Origin of the sequence: Amylibacter sp. SFDW26, assembly GCF_009184395.1 — a bacterium.
Lineage (GTDB): Bacteria > Pseudomonadota > Alphaproteobacteria > Rhodobacterales > Rhodobacteraceae > Amylibacter.
In genome coordinates this window covers 170,507-191,600 of sequence record NZ_WEIC01000002.1, presented here as the reverse complement: position 1 = coordinate 191,600, position 21,094 = coordinate 170,507, and the positions used below count along the sequence as shown (strand labels likewise).

Annotated in this window: 19 protein-coding genes; 16 read left to right on the top strand and 3 right to left on the bottom strand. The window is 45.9% G+C overall.

The genetic code is table 11. From position 1 onward, the window contains the following. Positions 1 to 2: 2 nt before the first annotated feature. Positions 3 to 752, bottom strand: coding sequence for a bifunctional demethylmenaquinone methyltransferase/2-methoxy-6-polyprenyl-1,4-benzoquinol methylase UbiE (gene ubiE, locus F9L33_RS07165; protein WP_152142088.1), 750 nt, complete (start codon positions 750 to 752; stop codon positions 3 to 5). A gap of 88 nt (positions 753 to 840) precedes the next feature. Between ubiE and mutM the strand changes: the two genes are divergently transcribed. The 10 genes from mutM to F9L33_RS07115 all read left to right on the top strand — a co-directional run bounded on the left by mutM (position 841) and on the right by F9L33_RS07115 (position 11,837). Beyond that, positions 841 to 1,716 (top strand): bifunctional DNA-formamidopyrimidine glycosylase/DNA-(apurinic or apyrimidinic site) lyase, encoded by an 876-nt coding sequence (mutM, locus tag F9L33_RS07160; protein ID WP_152142087.1) that lies wholly within the window; start codon positions 841 to 843, stop codon positions 1,714 to 1,716. Between the two features lie 12 nt (positions 1,717 to 1,728). Continuing rightward, on the top strand, positions 1,729 to 2,505 hold the full coding sequence (locus tag F9L33_RS07155) for an enoyl-CoA hydratase (protein ID WP_152142086.1): 777 nt from the start codon (positions 1,729 to 1,731) through the stop codon (positions 2,503 to 2,505). Between the two features lie 77 nt (positions 2,506 to 2,582). Then, a complete protein-coding gene (gene rpsT / locus F9L33_RS07150; RefSeq protein WP_152142085.1) occupies positions 2,583 to 2,849 on the top strand; it encodes a 30S ribosomal protein S20 in 267 nt (88 codons plus the stop codon). 355 nt (positions 2,850 to 3,204) lie between these two features. After that, entirely contained in the window at positions 3,205 to 3,654 is a 450-nt protein-coding gene (locus F9L33_RS07145) for a rhodanese-like domain-containing protein (RefSeq protein ID WP_152142084.1), read from the top strand. A gap of 22 nt (positions 3,655 to 3,676) precedes the next feature. Continuing rightward, positions 3,677 to 5,056, top strand: a complete 1,380-nt coding sequence (dnaA, locus tag F9L33_RS07140; protein ID WP_152142083.1) for a chromosomal replication initiator protein DnaA — start codon at positions 3,677 to 3,679, stop codon at positions 5,054 to 5,056. A 140-nt stretch (positions 5,057 to 5,196) separates the two neighbouring features. Continuing rightward, positions 5,197 to 6,315 (top strand): DNA polymerase III subunit beta, encoded by a 1,119-nt coding sequence (dnaN, locus tag F9L33_RS07135; protein ID WP_152142082.1) that lies wholly within the window; start codon positions 5,197 to 5,199, stop codon positions 6,313 to 6,315. Between the two features lie 4 nt (positions 6,316 to 6,319). Continuing rightward, positions 6,320 to 7,426 (top strand): DNA replication/repair protein RecF, encoded by a 1,107-nt coding sequence (gene recF, locus F9L33_RS07130; protein ID WP_152142081.1) that lies wholly within the window; start codon positions 6,320 to 6,322, stop codon positions 7,424 to 7,426. Between the two features lie 9 nt (positions 7,427 to 7,435). Further along, positions 7,436 to 7,864, top strand: a complete 429-nt coding sequence (locus tag F9L33_RS07125) for a VOC family protein (RefSeq protein WP_152142080.1) — start codon at positions 7,436 to 7,438, stop codon at positions 7,862 to 7,864. A gap of 89 nt (positions 7,865 to 7,953) precedes the next feature. Continuing rightward, positions 7,954 to 10,371: a DNA topoisomerase (ATP-hydrolyzing) subunit B gene (gene gyrB / locus F9L33_RS07120; RefSeq protein WP_152142079.1), complete on the top strand. Its 2,418-nt coding sequence runs from the start codon at positions 7,954 to 7,956 to the stop codon at positions 10,369 to 10,371. Positions 10,372 to 10,526: 155 nt separating this feature from the next. Next, on the top strand, positions 10,527 to 11,837 hold the full coding sequence (locus F9L33_RS07115) for a hypothetical protein (protein ID WP_152142078.1): 1,311 nt from the start codon (positions 10,527 to 10,529) through the stop codon (positions 11,835 to 11,837). A 44-nt stretch (positions 11,838 to 11,881) separates the two neighbouring features. Here the strand turns inward: F9L33_RS07115 and F9L33_RS07110 are convergent, their stop codons facing one another. Continuing rightward, the gene (locus tag F9L33_RS07110) at positions 11,882 to 12,730 is read right to left on the bottom strand and encodes a ChbG/HpnK family deacetylase (protein WP_152142077.1); all 849 of its coding nucleotides are present in this window, start codon (positions 12,728 to 12,730) and stop codon (positions 11,882 to 11,884) included. A gap of 160 nt (positions 12,731 to 12,890) precedes the next feature. Between F9L33_RS07110 and F9L33_RS07105 the strand changes: the two genes are divergently transcribed. The 3 genes from F9L33_RS07105 to F9L33_RS07095 are packed head-to-tail and all read left to right on the top strand — an operon-like array spanning position 12,891 to position 16,540. Then, complete coding sequence (locus F9L33_RS07105) at positions 12,891 to 13,916, top strand: glycosyltransferase family 2 protein (RefSeq protein WP_152142076.1); 1,026 nt, start codon at positions 12,891 to 12,893, stop codon at positions 13,914 to 13,916. A gap of 14 nt (positions 13,917 to 13,930) precedes the next feature. Then, complete coding sequence (locus tag F9L33_RS07100) at positions 13,931 to 16,153, top strand: hypothetical protein (protein WP_152142075.1); 2,223 nt, start codon at positions 13,931 to 13,933, stop codon at positions 16,151 to 16,153. Between the two features lie 3 nt (positions 16,154 to 16,156). Continuing rightward, complete coding sequence (locus F9L33_RS07095; RefSeq protein ID WP_152142074.1) at positions 16,157 to 16,540, top strand: GtrA family protein; 384 nt, start codon at positions 16,157 to 16,159, stop codon at positions 16,538 to 16,540. 94 nt (positions 16,541 to 16,634) lie between these two features. Here F9L33_RS07095 and F9L33_RS07090 read toward each other — a convergent pair whose 3' ends face one another. Continuing rightward, positions 16,635 to 17,297 carry a GntR family transcriptional regulator gene (locus F9L33_RS07090; protein WP_152142073.1) on the bottom strand — a complete coding sequence of 221 codons (663 nt, stop codon included), beginning with the start codon at positions 17,295 to 17,297 and terminating at the stop codon, positions 16,635 to 16,637. Positions 17,298 to 17,442: 145 nt separating this feature from the next. Here F9L33_RS07090 and F9L33_RS07085 point away from each other — a divergent pair, with 145 nt between their 5' ends. The 3 genes from F9L33_RS07085 (at position 17,443) to F9L33_RS07075 (ending at position 21,094) form a co-directional block, all read left to right on the top strand. Further along, the gene (locus F9L33_RS07085) at positions 17,443 to 18,408 is read left to right on the top strand and encodes a glycine betaine ABC transporter substrate-binding protein (RefSeq protein ID WP_152142072.1); all 966 of its coding nucleotides are present in this window, start codon (positions 17,443 to 17,445) and stop codon (positions 18,406 to 18,408) included. Positions 18,409 to 18,506: 98 nt separating this feature from the next. Further along, positions 18,507 to 19,586 (top strand): glycine betaine/L-proline ABC transporter ATP-binding protein, encoded by a 1,080-nt coding sequence (locus F9L33_RS07080; protein ID WP_226804021.1) that lies wholly within the window; start codon positions 18,507 to 18,509, stop codon positions 19,584 to 19,586. Beyond that, positions 19,586 to 21,094 carry a proline/glycine betaine ABC transporter permease gene (locus F9L33_RS07075; protein ID WP_152142071.1) on the top strand — a complete coding sequence of 503 codons (1,509 nt, stop codon included), beginning with the start codon at positions 19,586 to 19,588 and terminating at the stop codon, positions 21,092 to 21,094. The genes F9L33_RS07080 and F9L33_RS07075 overlap by 1 nt, the downstream gene beginning before the upstream one ends.

The following is a 21,094-nucleotide window of genomic DNA, read 5'->3' as shown; positions in this document are numbered from 1 at the left end:
GTTTAGATTTTCCAGCCTGAATGCAGGCATGCGATGCCCATTGTCATGTTGCGGTATTTGGCGTTTTCAAATCCTGCTTCTTTGACCATGCCAAGGAATGTTTCTTGGTCAGGGAATTTGCGGATGCTTTCGACAAGGTATTGGTAGCTGTCAGCATCATTGGCGATGATTTTGCCCATTGGTGGAATTACGTTGAAAGAGTAGCGATCATAGGCCCATTGCATGGCTGGGTTTGGAATTTGGCTGAATTCCAGGACCATCAAACGACCACCTGGCTTTAGAACGCGATATGCTTCATTCAGCGCTTCTTGTGGGCGTGTCACGTTACGGATGCCAAAAGAGATAGTGTAAACGTCGAATGTGTTGTCGGCGAATGGTAATGCCATTGCATCACCGCAAACCCAGTCCAAACGATCCGCCATATCATCCGCTTCGGCGCGTTCGCGGCCTGCATCCAACATGCCTTGGGTCATATCAAATACAGTGGCATGTGCATTTGGGGCGCGTTTTAGAAAACGGAACGAAATATCACCTGTGCCGCCTGCAACATCCAGCAGTTTTTGATCGCCACGTGGTACCAACCAATCCATCATGGCATTTTTCCAGATGCGGTGAATTCCTACGGACATTACATCGTTCATGATGTCATATTTAGAGGCAACATTAGAGAAAACACCGTGTACCATGTCGGCTTTTTCGCCTTCATCAACGGTTTTAAAACCGAAATGTGTAGTTCTTTGATCAGAAGCCATGAGTCGACACCTTTTTATTCTGTTATTCACTCCTATATAGTGTGTTCATAAAATTATAAATGCGTCACCTACGCCCAAGGAAAAATCATTGCCCGAATTACCCGAAGTTGAAACTGTCCGAAAAGGGTTAGAGCCTCATATGACAGGATTTGTTATTGCACAGGCCGATATTCGCCGCCCCGACCTGCGTTGGCCATTTCCAGAGAATATGTCTGAAAGATTAACAGGTAAACGGGTAGAGCGGCTTCGCAGGCGCTCTAAATACGTTTTATGTGATTTGGATAGCGAAGAGACGCTTTTAATCCATTTAGGCATGTCTGGACGGATGACGATTTCGGCTCCTGACGGTGCCAAAGATATGGTGGGTGATTTCCATCATTTGCACCCAGCTATAGAGAAACATGATCATGTTGTGCTGGATATGGATAACGGGGCGCGTATTACATTTAACGACGCCCGCCGTTTTGGGGCGATGGATTTACTGGATACGAAAACGGCTGAAGATCATAAATTGCTGTCAGGGATCGGGCCTGAACCACTGGGCAATAGTTTTGATGAAGCTTATCTGGAGAATGCATTGTCTGGGCGCAAAATGCCAATTAAGTCTGCATTGTTGGATCAAAAGATTGTTGCAGGCTTAGGAAACATATATGTGTGTGAAACGCTTTGGCGGACTGGGATTTCCCCGCTGAATATAGCTGGAAATTTGTCCAAGCGATGTGTGTGGAAAATGGTACCAGCGATTCGTGATGTATTGAGCGAAGCCATTGCAGCTGGCGGCTCTTCGTTGAAAGATTACCGTCAGGCGGATGGTGAATTGGGTTATTTTCAACATAGCTTTTCAGTTTATGGGCGCGAAGGCAAAGACTGCCGTAAGGAAAATTGCGGTGGTACGATTAAGCGGGTTGTACAATCGGGGCGTTCCAGCTTTTATTGCCCAAAATGCCAAAAGCTGAAGAAGTAAGGATACATAGATATGGCCTATAATACGCTTATCGTTGAGATTGAAGACCATGTAGCTGTGGTTCAATTAAACCGTCCAGATGCGTTGAACGCGTTGAACTCGGAATTGCTGGGCGAATTAACAACGGCGATCACGGATTTGGATAATAATTCCAAGGTGCGTGCGATTGTTCTGACAGGCAGTGAAAAAGCATTCGCTGCGGGGGCGGATATTAAAGAGATGTCCAGCAATACGTTTGTGGACATGTATACAAAGAATTTCTTTGGTGATGATATCGAGCAATTCTTGAAATGCCGTAAGCCTATTATTGCTGCTGTTTCTGGTTATGCGCTGGGTGGTGGTTGCGAATTGGCGATGATGTGCGACTTTATTCTGTGTTCAGAAACTGCAAAGTTTGGTCAGCCTGAAATTAACCTTGGTGTTATTGCTGGGATTGGCGGCACACAGCGTTTGACGCGTATTGTGGGCAAATCAAAGGCAATGGAAATGCATCTGACAGGTCGCTTTATGGATGCGGAAGAGGCGGAGCGCTCTGGATTGGTCAGCCGTATCGTGCCTGCAAAAAAACTGGTGGATGAAGCGAAAACGGTTGCTGGTAAAATCGCTGATAAATCGTCAATTGCGACGATGGCGGTAAAAGAATCGGTAAATCGGGCTTATGAAACGACTCAGGCCGAAGGATTGTTGTTTGAACGCCGTCTTTTCCACGCTTTATTCGCTACAGAAGACCAAACAGAGGGTATGGAAGCCTTTATTGAGAAAAGAACGCCACAATTCAGAGATAAATAATGCATGACCCGTTGACTTTAAAGCGATCCAGTCCTAGAAGGCCGCTTCATCGTCAAACACGATAACAGGATTCTATCATGGCAAACTCGCCACAAGCGAAAAAACGCGCACGTCAAATCGAACGTCGCACTGAAGTAAACAAAGGCCGCCGGTCTCGCATTCGTACTTTCTTGCGTAAAGTAGAAGAAGCGATTTCTGGTGGCGATCAAGCAGCTGCAGCAGCGGCGCTTAAAGCAGCTCAACCAGAAATCATGCGTGGCGTGACAAAAGGTGTTCTGCACAAAAACACAGCAAGCCGCAAAGTTTCTCGCTTGTCTGCACGTGTTAAAGCTTTAGGCGCTTAAGCACAGTTTTTGAAAACATGAATTTTAAGACGGGGTTAATAGCCCCGTTTTTTTGTGCCTAAATGCAATGTTCTATTTTTGGACACCTTGTTTGATAGACGTGATCGCTTTATCAAGGATGCTTATCTTCAAAGGGATTCTGTCCCCTTTGTATTCCGTTACGTTAGTTTATGCCGCTTACTTTAATTTTTAAGGTGAGGGGTTATTTGCATCCTATAAAATCATTTTAAAACAGCAACTTAACTCCTGTGGATAGATTCGGATGAACTAATTTTGTGTCAACAGAGAAGATTCATTGAAAGCTATAGGGACACCTTGCTATCGTCTTTAGAGTGATTCAGATATGGGGAAGATGATGGCCGCGACCAATAATGAGAATGTGATTGAGGAAACACCTCAAGAAACATGGTCCGGTTTAGAAAATGCATCTGACGCAGTTCTTGTAGATGTCCGCACAAAGGCTGAGTGGTCTTTTGTTGGCATTCCTGACCTAAGTGCATTGGGTAAGAAAGTAATACTGCAAGAATGGCGTCAATACCCAGATATGTCTGTGAACGAAGGCTTTGTTGCGAATATACTAGATCAGTTTGGAGGGTCTGCTCCTTCCAAGATATATTTTTTATGTCGTTCTGGTGTGCGATCGTTAGAAGCTGCACATGTGGTAAATAAGGCCTTATCTGCACAAGGCCAGTCTGCGGTGTGCGTGAATGTGCTTGAAGGATTCGAAGGGGACTTGAATCCAGAACGGCATCGGGGAGAAACGAACGGGTGGAAATCCCGGGGGTTGGCTTGGGGTCAATCTTAATAACTGTATGAGATCGAAAATAATGGTAATTGAGTGCTGGGGGCGCGTGTGCGACCAACTCCGAAGTGATATTGGACAAGATGCTTTTCAAAACTGGATTGAGCCGCTTAATTTATTGAGCGTTGAACACGGTGTTGCATCTTTTTCTGCACCTACAAGTTTTGTAGGGACATGGGTCAACCGTAATTACGGTGACAGCATAGCATTGATGATGACACGCGAAGGTGTTGATGTTGACCGTTTGGATTTCAAAGCAGATGTATTGGTGAAGGCTGAAAAAGCGCCTGAACCAGAAGCACTGTCCGAGCAAGCAATGCCCCCCAAAGCAACACGCCCGATCCGCACGTCAGGCTCAGAAGATTTACCTGGCGCGCCATTGGATAACCGTTTCACATTTGACAGTTTTGTTGTGGGTAAACCAAACGAATTGGCGCATGCTGCCGCACGCCGTGTGGCCGAAGGTGGGCCAGTCACGTTCAACCCATTGTTCCTGTATGGTGGCGTAGGTTTAGGTAAAACGCATTTGATGCATGCGATTGCTTGGGAAATCCAAGAACGCAACCCAAAGGCAAAGGTGCTGTATCTGTCTGCTGAACAATTCATGTACCGCTTTGTTCAAGCACTACGTTTCAAAGATACAATGAGTTTTAAAGAGCTGTTCCGTTCTGTGGATGTATTGATGGTGGATGATGTCCAATTCATCGCGGGCAAAGACAGCACACAAGACGAATTCTTCCACACATTTAATGCGTTGGTAGACCAAAACAAACAGATCATCATTTCTGCGGACCGTGCACCAGGTGAAATTGACGGTTTGGAAGACCGCATTAAATCCCGTCTACAATGGGGTCTGGTGGTTGATTTACATCCAACAGATTACGAATTGCGTTTGGGTATTTTGCAATCCAAAGCAGAAGCACAATTAAAACACTATCCAGAAGTTCAATTGGCTGAAGGTGTATTGGAATTCCTAGCGCACCGTATTTCCAACAATGTTCGCGTGCTTGAGGGTGCTCTAACACGCTTGTTCGCATTCGCATCCCTTGTTGGTCGTGAGGTGACATTGGATGTTGTGCAAGAGTCGCTTGCAGATGTGTTGCGTGCATCAGATCGTAAAGTGACGATCGATGAAATCATTCGCAAAGTTGCAGATCATTATAACCTACGTTTGACGGATATCTTAAGCCCACGCCGCGCGCGTTCCGTTGCGCGGCCACGCCAGGTTGCGATGTTCTTGGCGAAAACACTGACATCAAAATCATTGCCAGAAATTGGCCGCCGCTTTGGTGGCCGTGATCATACGACAGTGATCCATGCAGTGAAGAAAATCGAAGAGTTACGCTCTATCGATAACCAAATCGCAGAAGACGTGGAATTACTACGTCGTATGCTGGAAGCATAAGCTAAAAAAACACTATTATTCGGGATAAAGGTGCGGTCGTTCTTGACCTTGCGCCTAATCCCGTAAATTGTGTTTTTAACATTGAAAAAACCGATAGATCGGGTAGGGTCACAGTCCCACTAGATCAGGGGAGCGGGAAAATGAAAGTCAGCATCGAACGTAGCGCATTGCTAAAGGCCATGTCACAGGCACAATCCGTTGTAGAGCGTCGGAATACAATTCCAATACTAGCGAACGTTTTGATTGAAGCAGAAGGCAATGATATCAGCTTTCGCGCAACTGATCTGGACATCGAAGTGATCGATAAAGCACCTGCTATGGTCGAACGTGCAGGTGCCACAACAGTTGGCGCGCATACGTTACACGAGATTGTCCGTAAATTACCTGATGGTGCGATGGTTGAATTGGCAGATGACGGATCATCTGGTCGTCTGGATGTAAAAGCAGGGCGTTCCAGCTTTTCCTTGGCGACGCTTCCAAAAGAAGACTTTCCAGTTATGGCGTCGTCTGAATACGCTTGTAACTTTTCAGCAGCGGCACCTGTTTTGCGCCGCTTGTTTGATAAATCCAAGTTCGCGATTTCTACAGAAGAAACACGTTATTATTTGAACGGTGTTTATATGCATGCATCTGATGGTGCTGACGGCAAGGTATTGCGCTGTGTTGCAACTGACGGTCACCGCTTGGCGCGTATTGATGCAGAACTGCCAGCAGGTGCCGAAGAATTGCCAGGTGTGATTGTGCCGCGTAAGACAGTGAATGAGCTGCGTAAATTGGTTGAAGATGATGATATGCAAATCGCTGTATCCGTATCTGAAACAAAAATTCGTTTCGCAACACCAGAAATTACACTGACATCGAAAGTGATCGATGGATCATTCCCAGATTACACACGCGTTATTCCAGTAGGTAATACACGCCGTTTGGAAGTGGATGCCGCAGAATTTGCACAAGCCGTTGATCGTGTGTCTACAGTTTCATCCGAGCGTTCGCGTGCTGTTAAGCTGACATTGGACGAAGATCGTTTGGTGCTGGCTGTGAATGCGCCTGATAGCGGTGCTGCAGAGGAAGAACTTGCTGTGGCTTATGGTGATGAACCATTGGAAATTGGTTTCAATGCGAAGTACTTATTGGAAATCGCAGGTCAGGTGGATCGTGAAAACGCAGTGTTCTTGTTCAATTCATCTGGGGATCCAACCCTAATGCGTGAAGGCAACGATGAAAGCGCTGTTTACGTTGTGATGCCAATGCGGGTGTAACTGCTTGGGCCGCCTTGCACTTCAAAGCTTAACACTTTCACATTTCAGATCGCACAAACGCGTCCAACTGGAAACAGATGGGCGCCCGATTGCGATTTATGGATCGAACGGTGCTGGTAAGACCAATATCCTTGAGGCGATTTCTTTATTGTCACCAGGGCGTGGTATGCGCCGTGCAACGGTGGATGAAATGGCGCGTGCGCCTGAAAATGTTGGTTGGAAGGTTTCAGGGGTTCTGGAAAGCCTTGGGCGAATTCACGAAGTAGAAACCAGCTATAAAGGCGAAGGATCACGATCCGTATTGATTGATGAGAAGCCTGCACCCCAATTGGCGCTGGGTCGTTTAGCGCGTATTGTTTGGTTGATCCCCGTCATGGATCGTTTGTGGGTCGAAGGCGCAGAAGGGCGGCGCAGATTTCTGGATCGCCTGACAATGAGCTTAGAGCCGAAACACGCAGAATATTCCGTGACTTATGAAAAAACCATGCGTGAACGCAATCGCATGCTAAAGGACGGTGTACGTGATCCATCATGGTACAGCGCTGTAGAACAGCAAATGGCCGAAGCTGGTGCTTTGATCGAAGTAAACCGTTTGTTGACTGTACAACGGCTGCAAGAAGCGCAGAAAGGGGCTGACACGGCTTTCCCATCGGCTGAGTTATCCTTGATAGGTGCAGATGCAAGTGAAGTCATCACAGATAAGGATGACTTGCTGACAGCTTTTTCTGAAAGTCGCCCGCGCGATATGATGGCAGGCCGTACATTGGTCGGGCCACATCGTGACGACCTGAACGCTATTTATGCTGCCAAGGGAACGCAGGCCAAGCAATGCTCGACGGGAGAGCAGAAAGCATTGCTTGTGTCACTTATCCTTGCAAATGGACGCGCAGTCGCGCAAGATTTTGGAGCACCGCCGATTTATTTATTGGATGAAGTGGCGGCGCATTTGGATGCTGACCGCCGCGCAGCACTGTATGATGAGATTTGTGCATTAGGGGCGCAGGCCTGGATGACAGGCACGGGGGCTGAATTGTTTGAAGCCATGGGCGAGCGTGCATTATATTTAGAGGTGTCTGACGACGGGGGGATTTCAAGCGTCAGGCCGCATTAGGAGTAGGGAATGAAATCGCAACGCATTACAATGGTTACCTTAGCGGTTTCTGATCTGGAACGATCTCGTAAATTTTATTCTGATATAGGTTGGGAAGAAGCATCTGGGGGCAATGATATGATTGCCTTTTATAAAGCAGGTGGGCAGTTCTTTGCTTTGTATTCCAAAGCAGCACTGACCAAAGATATCGGAATGCCAATACACGAACGTAGTACGGGCAATGTAACGATGGCCACGAATTACAACAGCCGTGAAGAGGTCGATAAAGCTTTCAAAGATGCCATGACTGCGGGTGCTGTGGAAATCAGCACGCCCGCAGAGATATTTTGGGGTGGATATTCGGGTAACTTTGCTGACCCTGATGGGCATATGTGGGAGCTGGCCCATAACCCGTTTTGGACCCTAGATGATGATGGCTTTATTGTAGGGGAAGCCTAGTTCATGTCTGGCACAAAATCTTGTGGTTCGGGCGTGACATTCCTGTGACATAACGCTATATTTGGCGTTAAATAAAATGGGAAAACCAAATGTCTGACGAGCAGCAAATACCAGAAGAATATGGCGCGGATTCTATCAAAGTTCTCAAAGGCTTAGAGGCTGTGCGCAAGCGTCCTGGTATGTATATCGGTGATACGGACGATGGGTCAGGTTTGCACCATATGGTTTATGAGGTCGTTGATAACGGTATTGACGAAGCTTTGGCCAAACATGCGGACTTTGTTTCCGTAACAATTCACGATGATGAAAGTGTTTCTGTGCGCGATAATGGTCGCGGTATTCCAGTAGGCATCCACGAAGAAGAAGGCGTTTCTGCGGCTGAGGTGATTATGACTCAGCTTCACGCGGGCGGTAAATTCGACAGCAATTCATACAAGGTGTCTGGTGGTTTGCACGGCGTGGGTGTGTCTGTTGTGAATGCGCTGTCAGATTGGCTAGAGTTAAAAATCTGGCGCGAAGGTAAAATTCACATCGCACGTTTTGAACACGGCGAAACTGCAAAACATTTGGAAGTTATCGGTGATGCTGGTGATGAAACAGGGACTGAAGTGCGTTTCATGGCATCATTGGATACGTTCTCTAATCGCGAATGGTCGTTCAAAACGTTGGAAAACCGTTTGCGTGAATTGGCATTCTTAAACTCTGGCGTGAAGATTATTTTGCGCGATGAGCGCCCTGCTGAACATTTGGAATCTACGCTGTATTACGATGGGGGCGTAAAAGAGTTTGTGAAATTCCTAGACCGTTCTAAAACACCACTGATTGAAGAGCCAATTTATGTGATTGGCGAACGTGATGACATCACGGTTGAAGTCGCAATGTGGTGGAATGACAGCTACCATGAAACAGTTTTGCCATTCACAAACAACATTCCGCAACGCGATGGTGGTACACATCTTGCAGGCTTCCGTGGTGCGTTAACACGTACGATCAATGCTTATGCGGCATCCTCTGGTATTGCGAAAAAGGAAAAGGTTTCGTTTAGCGGTGATGATGCGCGTGAAGGTCTGACCTGTGTGTTGTCTGTTAAAGTACCAGATCCGAAATTCTCGTCTCAGACCAAAGACAAACTGGTATCATCAGAGGTACGTCCTGCTGTTGAAAGTTTGATGAATGAGAAATTGGCAGAGTGGTTCGAAGAAAACCCACAGCTTGCCAGAGAGATTGTCGGTAAGATCGTAGAGGCTGCATTGGCCCGCGAAGCTGCGCGTAAGGCGCGCGAATTAACACGCCGCAAGACAGCCTTTGGCGGTACATCACTGCCAGGTAAGCTGGCGGATTGCCAAGAGCGCGATCCGTCTAAATCTGAAGTCTTCCTAGTGGAGGGGGACAGTGCTGGTGGATCTGCCAAACAGGGTCGTTCACGTGAAAATCAAGCTGTGCTGCCGCTGCGTGGTAAAATCTTAAACATCGAACGTGCACGTTTTGACAAAATGCTGACGTCTGAACAGATCACCAACCTGATCACTGCATTGGGGACTGGTATCGGTCGTGACGAGTTCAACATCGAAAAATTACGTTACCATAAAGTGGTCATCATGACGGATGCGGATGTTGATGGTGCGCACATTCGAACATTGTTGCTGACATTCTTCTTCCGGCAAATGCCAGAGTTGATTGATGGTGGATACCTCTACATCGCACAGCCACCGCTTTACAAAGTGGCACGTGGTAAATCCGAAGTTTATCTAAAAGATCAAGGTGCATTGGATGACTATCTGATTGAACAAGGTATCGACGGTGCATCACTGGATATCGGTGGTGGCTCTGTTATCACAGGCGCCGACCTTGCGCGTGTTGTGGAAGAGGCACGTCATGCGCGTACAATTTTGAACGCATTCCCTACGAACTATGATCGCCACGTTTTGGAACAAGCTGCGATTGCAGGTGCATTGATGCCAGGTGTTGTCGATGATGATCCGCAAGGCACTGCAAACCAAGTTGCAACGCGCTTGGATCATGTTAGCCTTGAATACGAACGCGGTTGGGCAGGGCGCCCAACACAAGATCACGGCTTACGTTTCAGCCGCATCGTGCGTGGTGTTGAAGAAGGTCATACATTGGATGGTAAATGCTTGCGCTCCGGTGAGGCACGAAAGTTGAGCGATATGACCAAAGCCTTGCAAGAGGTTTACGGTAAAACGGCACGCTTTACACGTAAAGATAAAACGACTGTCGTGCATAGCCCCACAGCACTGTTAAGCCTTGTGATGGCTGAGGGTGAAAAAGGTCTGAGCCTGCAACGCTACAAAGGCTTGGGTGAAATGAACCCTGACCAGTTGTGGGAAACCACGCTTGACCCAGAGGCGCGTACTTTGTTGCAAGTGAAAGTGGATGATTTGGCTGATGCAGATGATCTGTTTACTAAGCTTATGGGTGATGTGGTAGAGCCTCGTCGTGAATTTATTCAACAAAATGCGCTGTCAGTAGAGAATTTAGATTTCTAAATATTTGTAGAGATCCCCATAATTTTCACAGTTTGCCTTTTATGTACGCCGCAGGAGCAGGTTGATTGATTTCAATGGTACAACTATTTGTGTAATGCTAAATGAGTTTCGACGTGGTAGCTGGCCTGATCATTGATTCATAAAAAGAGCCGTTCATGCTTCGCATTTTCCTCCTTTTGCTACTCTCAGCTACTTCGGTAAGAGCGGACACGCTTGACAATTTCGTCACCAGCCGCCTTCGAGACGCTGTCTTTGTTTACGATCAGGCTCTTCGCAACGTAGAAACTGGCCAGTATCTTGATTCTATTCGCTTAGACGACAGGGCTGGATCGCGGACTTCTTCGATTGCGGCGACTGGAATGGGCCTTATAAGTCTTGCGATCGGCGATGCGCTTGGCATAATTCCTGACGCAGAAACGAAGGCGGAGGTTACGCTTACACATCTATTAGGTGTCGATCAAAATACGGGCTTTCATGTCGAACGCTCGGCAAGCGGCTGGTATCGTCATTGGTTCAACATAAACACTGGAACGGCACCAAAAGGTAACAAAGACAAATTTTCAACTATAGACACCGCGATTTTGGGTGCGGGTGCGGAAATCCTTGCGAGCTATTTTCGAGACAAAGCTGCCAAAAGCAACACACCTATACCAAGGGCAGCTCAGCTTGCCCAAGAGCTGGTCATGTCGATTAACTGGACAACAGCGATCCGCGATCCGAAACGCGGGTCAATTCATCTGGTGTTTTTTGGAACCGATGAACGCCCAACCAAAAAGACTGCGACCATACCCTTTGATGAATACGCGCTTTTGCCATGTATGGCGGCTGGCTATGAGGCCGCCAATGGTCGCGAAGGAGTTGCCACCAAAGCTTGGCGTAAGCACTTTGACATGGTCGATGACCTTCCAATGTCTGACTACGATGACCTGACTTTATTGGGTAAACCGACTGGCAATGTGCCGTCGCATTTCACGCACCAGTTCGCTTTTTATCTTTGTGGTGCCTACGCACGGGACCCAGCCTTTCTTGAGGAGCTAAGAGAGCTACGAGAAGCTGACCGCCGTTGGTTTGTGAAGGACGGAGCGCAGCCTGGCCTTTGGGGGCTTGGAGCTGGATCTGAGGTTGTTTTTGACGAAAATGGAGAGGTTTTAAAGTATCGTTATGGCGTTTCGCGTTTGGGTAAGAACCCTAATGGTACTGCTTCTCCTGCCATCATGGCTGGTTTTTTACCTGTCGATTTTGCGGATGGGAAGCTGGAGACTCTTAACGAGTTGAAGGCATTATGGGACAACGGATCGTGTCGATATCAACATCAGGGTTTGGGTTTTTTATGGCGCTGTTCTCCAAAAGATACTTCTCTGCGTGTCAGACGCCTTGAGGCGATCGATTTTTCAACTTGGATGCTTGGGCTTGCTACAGCGCACCCTGAGATCGGGTTGGCGTTTTTCCAGCGTCACGCACTTTAAGTTCAAAATTATTCCTTCGCATGATCAACAGTGAAAATGGGTCTCTATCCGAGCTCTACTTTATAGTTGCGCATATCTTGCAAGAATTGTTCGGATGCTAGGTAAGAAAGTTCATCAGGTCTTCGATCCGCAATGGGGTCAGAAATGGATTTATCGTTGGGATATTTCAATTGTCCAGGATGACACATGATCAGGGCACTTTTATCCGACTTTCCAGCGGAGTGCAGCCAAACCTGCATCATTTGCGCAAAGTCTTGTTGCGAGGTGAAGTCATTCACCCCATAGAAAACACCATTCGTTTTGATTGCGTTTTTAAAAAGCATAGTTTTCAGGCGTCGCGATAATACCGAAATGATCAAAGCGCGCTTTACTGATATTTTTGTCTTTATAATCTCTGAAAACGGGAGATCACAGGATCGTATCCACCCGTCCGGTGACATGTTGGATTTGGCTGTTGATACAAGTGCTTCTCGAATGGTGGGCAAGATATGCGCATGTTGATGCCCATCTATAAAGTCAGGTAAAGTTCCAAAAGTATCTTTGAAAACGTCAAGTTGTCGGTTGATTTGTGTTGAAATCTCATGTTGGTTCAAACGCCCCAAATGTGCATATTGGATAAGGGCTTCAATCGTTGGAAACCCCCCATCTGGTGCAAGGATAGGCATGTCCCCAACGGGTGCATATTCGGTAAAGGTCAAATGCAACCCGATTTGCACTGGGATACTTGACTCTTTTGATGCCTCTAAAAGGGCTTGGGCATTTTTGCTTAATGTCTTCCCGATACTCATGCAACTAACCGCATTGAGGCGCCCTGCTTTGACTAGAGAGATGATCCCATCATCAACGGATTGATGTAGACCGAAATCATCAGCACAAAGGGTGTATTGGGTCATTGTTACAGAATTCCCGCTCAATTATCACATGATCTTGAGAATGCGTGTGGCTACGGCGCTCGACTCTCTATGGTCAATCATCTAACCATTTATACGCAAATCGTGCGTTCACCAAGGTTAAACCCGATCACAAATAATTCAATCCAAAGCAGGGATTTTGATGACATATAACCCAGATATATCCCCGCTCGGATCCCAGATTAAAAACCCCATATTGTCGATCATTGTGCCAATGTACAATGAGGAACAGAACGTTGATAGATTGCTGGAACATGTTATCCCCGTTGTCGAAGATATCGAACCAAATTACGAAATCATTTTAGTCGATGATGGTAGTCGAGATAATACAGCTGAGAAAGTTATCGAATATTGTGAAGTGAATGCAAAGCTCAAGTTCCTCGCTTTTAGCCGAAACTTCGGGAAAGAAGCAGCCCTTAATGCAGGTCTATCCTATGCTTCGGGTCAGGCTATTATTCAAATAGATGCCGATTTACAGCATCCACCAGAGGTAATCCGTACATTTTATCAAGAATGGAAAAGCGGTGCCGAAATTGTTTACGGCCAACGGACATCCCGCGATGACGACAGTGCTCTTCGCGGTTTTCTGACCCGTAGCTTTTACAAGATTTTCGCAACTGTTTCTGATGTGAAATTGATGAACGGTCTGGGTGATTTCCTTCTGATGGACCGAAAGGTCGTAGACGCATTATTGTCGTTACCAGAACGCGAGCGTTTTACAAAAGGGCTATACGCTTGGGTCGGATTTAAACGCGTTGCTGTCCCATTCGACGTTGCCCCCAGAGAGCATGGCCAATCTGCTTGGAGTATTCTAAGGCTTTATCTATTTGCACTTGGGGCCATTACCTCATTTTCCACGATCCCTCTTAAAATTTGGACGTATGTTGGACTCTTCCTTGCCATTCCGTCTTTTGCCTATGGGGGGTATATTATGATCAAAACGATGATCCTTGGTATTGATGTGCCAGGCTATGCATCTTTGATGGTTGCTGTTTGTTTCTTCTCAGGCATTCAATTGTTGGGCTTAGGGATTATCGGGGACTATCTTGGGCGGGTTCTGAAAGAGGTCAAACAAAGGCCTTTGTACCTCATCAGTGCTAAATATGGATTTGATCAGGCTAAGACTATGCGTAGCGAGACAGCTAAAATCAAGAAACTCCCTTGCTGACCCAAGTGTGACGTATGACTTTTAACGACAGACGCACTACGATTTTTTGCCTTTTGGCTATTACAATAGCTTGGGTTTTGTTCTGTTGGCCATGGTTTTGGGGTGGCAAAATCATTCCCTATGACGCCAAAAATCATTTCTATCCAATGATCAGATTTGTGGCTGATGCTTGGCATTCAGGGGAAAGCTTTACCTGGAGCCCGCATCATTACGGTGGCTTTCCCATGATCGCAGATCCACAGTCGGCGATATGGACGCCGACGTTCTGGATACCATCCCTGATCAGTCCCAACCCCAGCATGCAATTGGTCGATTTCGTACATCTTATACATTTGTTGTTTGGGGCTTTTGCCATTTTTGGCTTTGGCCGCATTAGTGGATGGCGGTGGGAGGCATCTGTAGTCGCGGCCTTGATCTATATGATGGCAGGTCCATCCAGCCTGCGATTAGAACACATGCTGATGACTGTCAGTTATATGTGGCTTGCTATTACCTTATGGCGATTGAAGGCCGTAATGGAATATGGTGGCATATGGCGAGGGCTTACCTTTGGTATCGCGTTGGCACTTGTTTTGATCGATCGGAACCATGTGGCTTATATGGGGACTTGGTTTCTATTTATCTATTGGATCGCCGCCGTTGTGCGTGATGTTTCACAACGTAAATCTGATGTGGTTAGACGAAGCCATATCCCTGTTGCAATCGGGGGTGTGTTTGCGCTGATCGTCATCGCCGTGCCTGTAATTTTATTGCTGCAACTTGCGAATGACAGCAACCGCCCTGAATTTTCGTATCTAGAGGCCAGCTGGCAATCCTTGCATCCAGTGGCTTTGTTTTCCTTCATCTTACCCGAATACTTTGGATCCCTTCGTCTAGGTGGTGGTCAACATTGGGGCCCACCAAGCAACATTTGGGGGGAAAAGGGGTTACAGATTCATCGTGGCATGTTGCATATGTATTCTGGTGCAGTGCCGTTGCTGCTAATCGTGTGGTTTGGCATCATCAAACGTCAACTGTTCATAAAAGAGGCCCGTTTTTTCGCAATTGCCTGCATCATTTGCGTTATCTATGCTTTGGGTCGATACACGCCAGTATTCTATGTGTTTTACAAATTCATTCCCGGAATAGATTTGTTTCGCCGACCAGCGGATGCGTTATTTATCTTCGGGTTTTCACTAAGTTTGCTGTCAGGTGCATTAATTCAACAAGGCCTGTTTTTACAGCGCGATATTCCGTCACGTGTACTACACATTCTAACAGCTGTTGGTCTGACGATCTTGTTTGTAGGGATGTTTTGGCTGGCCAATAGCTATGAACGGTTGCCAGATTTTGTAAACAGTTTGATTGTGCCGCTTGTCATCATAGCAACAAGTCTTTTGACAATTTATATTGCACAGCGTTCAGGAAGGTCGAGGCATGCGATGATGATGGTTCTTGCTGGGGTCGTGGCTGCTGACCTTATCTATCATTCCTCCAACACCAGAATAAATGCCCGATCCGCTGGGGCGTATCAGGTGCTGCAAGACCCTCAGGATCATCCAATCTTTTCCAAAATGCTGACATTGTTGCCTAGGACAGACGCGCTTGGAGTTAACTGGCGTACGGAAATCATTGGCCTAGGGCCCGTCGTTCAAAACCTGCCACAGGTGATTCAATCGCAAGGCTTGCTAGGGTATAACCCATTGCGCCTGTCAGGTTTTGAGCAACATATCGCACCCAACATGCAAAACAATGCCAGTACGAAGCGCAGATTTGGCGACAAGATGACCAGCTATAATAGTGACATGGCAAATCAACTTGGCCTGAGGTACATCATTAGCGGTGCTCCGCTAAATGAAATTGACACCAGTTTAGGTGGTGATCATCTTACTCTTCTTGGAACAGCCAAGCACAAGTGGCGCACTGCTTATTTTTATGAGAATACTAAGGCCCTTCCGCGTGCTGTTGTACAGGCTGAGGAAGGGCAGAAAATCGACAGAGAGATTTCAAGTGTCAAATATAGAAATGCAGAAATTGAGATCATAGTTGGCGCTGGCGATGCAGGAATGTTTGTTCTTCGGGAATTCTATTACCCAGGGTGGCAGGCAACCGTGAATGGAAAGCCAGTGAAAATCTCAAAACATGAGGGTTTGTTCAGATCAATACCACTTTCAACGCAAGAAAGTCATATCATTTTCCGCTTCGAACCTTTAACTTTGGCCAATATTTGGAGTGCAATCAAAGTGTTGGTAAATTAATTTATGAAACCTGATCTTATGCGCCAATTCATTACATTTCTCGGGGCAGGTGTGATTGCCACGTCAGGCCATTATTCGGTGTTATTGTTCTTGGTCGAAATTGGGCATGTACTACCAGTTACCGCATCTATGATTGGCGCAGTAACTGGAGCCGTTATCAGCTACTATCTGAACAGAAATTACACATTTGTTTCCAAAATAAGCCATGCAAGAACGGCGCCAAAGTTCTTTATCGTTGCTATCTTAGCGATTGTCTTTAACACGGTGCTAATGGCCACATTTACGATCTGGCTGCGACTACCATATTTCTGGGCACAAGTCCTGACGACGTGTGTATTGATCATCGTCACTTTTGGTCTCAACAAGCTCTGGTCATTCAGAGAATAAGATTGTCGGCGTCACATAAAACGAAATAGATATTCCATTATTTTATGTAGTTATTTTACGAGTGTGATTTCTTTAATATTTCCAACGACAGAGACTAGGAGCCATAACCAACCACTTCTAATGTGAATTGTTCTACATAACTGATTAAGTTCTCCACTGCCTTTTCAGCGGCATCTTCATCTGCATTAGATACGGCTAATGCGATATCAGAATGAGCATCGGCCATTTTTTCAATGTCACCATATTCCTCGGAATACATGACCCAGAATCTTCTCGATAAACCTTTTACGGATGTCATTGCTTTTGCCGCAAACGGATTGTCAGCTGTTTCTAATAAGAGAGCGTAATTTTCTGAATCTACTTCAGTCATTGATAGTTGATTGCCAGATTGAGAAACTTCAATAAAGCTTTTTGAAAGCTTTAAAAACTTATTTTTTTGTTCTTCGCTAGCACGTTTAGCTGCAGAGCGGGCGATTAATGTTTCCACTGCACGCCTTAATTCAAGAGCTCTAAATTGTCGTGTGTAGTCAATTGGGCATACCTGCGCTCCTCTTCGTGGGAAGATTTTTATAAGCTCTTGATCTTCTAGGCGTTGAACTGCTGAACGTACGGATGCACGGGTGTAACCTGAAGCTTCTATCAGGTCAGTTTCTGATACCCATTCCCCTGGTGCCAAGTCGCCATTCACAATCATTCTTTCCAGTGATGTGTAAGCTTCATCCTTTAACATAGAGGGTTGAACGTTCTGTTTGTTCATTTTGCATTTCCATAAAATTTAGGCCTACTCATAACATTTTGAAGATATAGTTTAAACCCTTTTGTTGGCCAGAACCCTTTGTTGACATGTCAGTAAATAATAACTAACATGTCAGATATTGGAATCATTTGGGAGGAGGCCAAAAATGAACAATTGGAAAACAATTGCGCTTTCAGCTGTGCTGAGCGCAACAACAGCCGTTGCGGGCTATGCGCAAGAAGTTGTAAAAATTGCGGAACCTAACTGGGCAAGTGGTCGTGCAGTTGCAGGGCTTGTGAAGGTCATTATTGAAGACAAGCTTGGCGGTAGCGCAGAGCTTGTTCCGGGAACTAATGCTGTTGTCTTTAAGGCGATGGATCGTGGTAAAGGTGAAATTGATGTGCACCCAGACGTTTGGTTGCCAAACCAGTCAAATTTCACAGATGAATATGTCGGTGAAAAGAACACTGTTGCGTTGAGCCAAAGTAATTATGAAGGCTTTTCTGGGTTTTGTGTATCACGTGAATTTAGCGAAAAACATAACGTGAAAACAGTGTACGACCTAGCAACACCAGAAATTGCGAAATTAATGGATCGTGATGGTGATGGTAAAGGTGATATATGGGTTGGAGCACCAGGCTGGGCTTCAACAAAGATCAACATGGTTAAGGTGCGGGATTATGGCATCGGTAATTTCTTTAGCCCAATTCAGGCAGAAGAAGAGATAGCAACAGCATCTATCAAAGATTCAATTAACAAGAGTGAAGGATATGCCTTCTATTGTTACGCACCACATTACAACTGGTTTGTGTTTGACATGGTGCAGTTGGAAGAACCAGCATTTGACGCTTCAAAGTACGATATGAAGCAACCAGCAGAAGATCCTAAGTGGTTTGAAAACTCCAAAGTTGAAACGGGGGACAAGGCTAAGAGCATCCATGTTGGTTATTCAAAATCATTAGAATCTCGCGTACCAGATGTGGCTGCAATGTTATCAAATATCGCTCTTGATACTGAAACAGTGAACAACTGGACGCATGAAATCATTGTCAAAAAACGCGATAGCCAAGATGTAGCCCGTGAATGGATCGCGGCGAATTCTGAGCGCGTTGATAAATGGCTAGGTTTGTGAACTCTCCCTTATAAACTAGCATGTTTCTACCAGCGCAGTTTGGTGCTGTGCTGGTAGACTAACACTTTAATTACCATTTTAGGTAACGAGGAAATTCCGTGTCGATAGAGAATGAGAATCCATCTGATGGTCAACCTGTGATCGAAATTGATGGTGTGTGGAAAATTTTTGGCGAAAAGCACGATGAAGCTTTTAAGGCCATAAAAAATGAAGGCCTAACAAAGCCAGAAGTTTTAGAACGCTTTAACTGTGTTGTCGGCGTAGCTGATGCAAGTTTCAAAGTTAAGCGTGGTGAGATTTTTTGTGTGATGGGTTTGTCTGGCAGTGGTAAATCTACACTTGTTCGCCACATCAACCGATTGTTAACGCCAACTGCTGGTAAAGTACTTGTAGCTGGGCAAGATATAATGGCTTTGGATGATGATGAGCTTTTAAAAGTGCGCAATGAAAAGATTGCGATGGTTTTTCAGGATTTTGGTTTGATGCCACACAGGTCTGTTCGCGACAATGTTGCGATGGCTTTAGAGATCAGAGGTTTTTCGCAAAACGAACGCTGGGCTGCTGCTGAAAGCGCGCTTGCAATGGTTGAATTAGGCGATTGGGGGGATAAATTTGCCCATGAACTTTCTGGCGGTATGCAACAACGTGTAGGTTTGGCGCGTGCTATTGCGGCGGACGCAGATGTTCTTTTGATGGATGAGCCATTCAGTGCGCTTGACCCATTGATCCGCCGCCAGTTGCAAGATGAATTTATGCACCTTGCGTCTAAAATGAATAAGACAACTGTCTTTATCACGCATGACCTTGATGAAGCGGTCCGCATTGGTGACCGTATTGCAATCATGCGTGACGGTATCATTGTGCAAACAGGAACGCCTGAAGAAATAATTATGAACCCAGGTGACAAATACGTATCTGATTTTGTAGCTGGAATTTCACGGATTAATTTGATCCGTGCGCATAGCTTGTTAACACCGCTCGACGAGTACAAAAAATCTGGCGGAAAGATACCAAAAAATGCGGTGTCGATGTCTGACAATGCAACATTAAAAGAACTTATTGCAGCCTCTGTAGATTTGGATGCTCCGATTGTGATTGAGAACAATGCAGGAGAAAAAATCGGGGTCGTTACAAAAAATGACCTGCTTAACGGTGTGGTTAAAGGGACGGAAGCCTAATGGATAATACATTAGATAATACTGGCGTATTAGAAACAGAACAAAGCGTACAAGATTTTGTAGACGTAAACGCCGAATACTATGATGAACAGTTTAAGAAAATCGGGGATAAACGCGGCTTTGAATTCACATTTAATATTGCAGCGTTTTTACTTGGGTCAATATGGTTTGGGATGCGAAACCTTTGGGCGTATTTTCTACCATTCGTGGCCATTGAAACAATGGCAGTCGTTCAAATCGCACGCGGTGTATGGGGGGATCTTGGCGCACCATTCCTTCAACGCCTAGGGGGCATTGAGCAAACGTTAGCAACAAGGCGTGAGCAATTGTTGGATGCGCAAGAAAATACGCCTGATAAAGTCGCTGCTTTTGAAAAAACAATTGCGTCTCTAGAACGCGCAATTGAAGGTATTAAACTCGATGCGGTAGCTGCGCAAAATACTGCAACTCAATTGGTTCTGCTTGGTATTGCCGTTTTGATTGGTGTGAAAATTGTTCAAGCAATTTTAGCAAATACAGCCTTGCAACGTCGTTATACAAAATGGCGCTCTGACCGTACTCTTAGCTCTGGTTTTGGCGTACCACAAATTTCGTTGGCAACACTTCTTGCTATTATGACTTATGTGACCTGTGCTTTGAAATTTGGGTTTCCGTCTCAAGTGGCTGCCTTGCAAAGCTTTCCTGCCGACCCAAGCATACAAACGACTGCTGCGGACGCTATTAAAGCTTGGATGACATCAGCATCGCTCAGCTCAGAATGGTTTTTTGATGGCCTCACGTTTGGCATCAGAAGTGTACTTGATGCATTGGAAACGATTTTTGTAGAAACACCATGGCCTGTTATGGGTGGGTTCATCCTTTTACTGACTGGACTATCTGCGGGTTGGCGCGCGTCAATCTTTACTGCAGCAGCACTTGCATATCTTGGTTATCTTGGGTTCTGGGATAAAAGTATGAAAACGATGGCTTTGCTGGGAACTGCCGCATGTATCAGCATTGCTTTGGGTATTCCATTGGGTATCGCATGCGCGCGCAAACCAAAATTATATGCAGTCGTGCGTCCGATATTGGATTTTATGCAAACAATGCCTGCATTTGTATACCTGATCCCAGTAATTGCATTCTTTGGAACAGGAAAACCTGCAGCCATTATTGCAACGATGATCTTTGGTGGTTCTCCTGTGGTGCGTTTAACAGTGCTTGGCCTAAAGGGCGTTCCATCGTCTGTCCGCGAAGCTGCAATGGCATATGGTGCAAGCAAAAGATATCTTCTTTGGAAAGTCGATATTCCACTTGCTGCTCCATCCATAATGGCAGGTATCAATCAAACAATTCTATTGAGCTTGGCTATGGTTGTGATTGCATCTTTGATTGGTGCCAAAGGCTTAGGTGAAGACGTTCTGGAAGCACTGCAATACGCATCTGAAGGACAAGGCATTTTAGCAGGTTTAGCGATCTTATTCTGCGCGATGATCCTCGACCGAATTATTCAAGGCAAAAGGAGATAA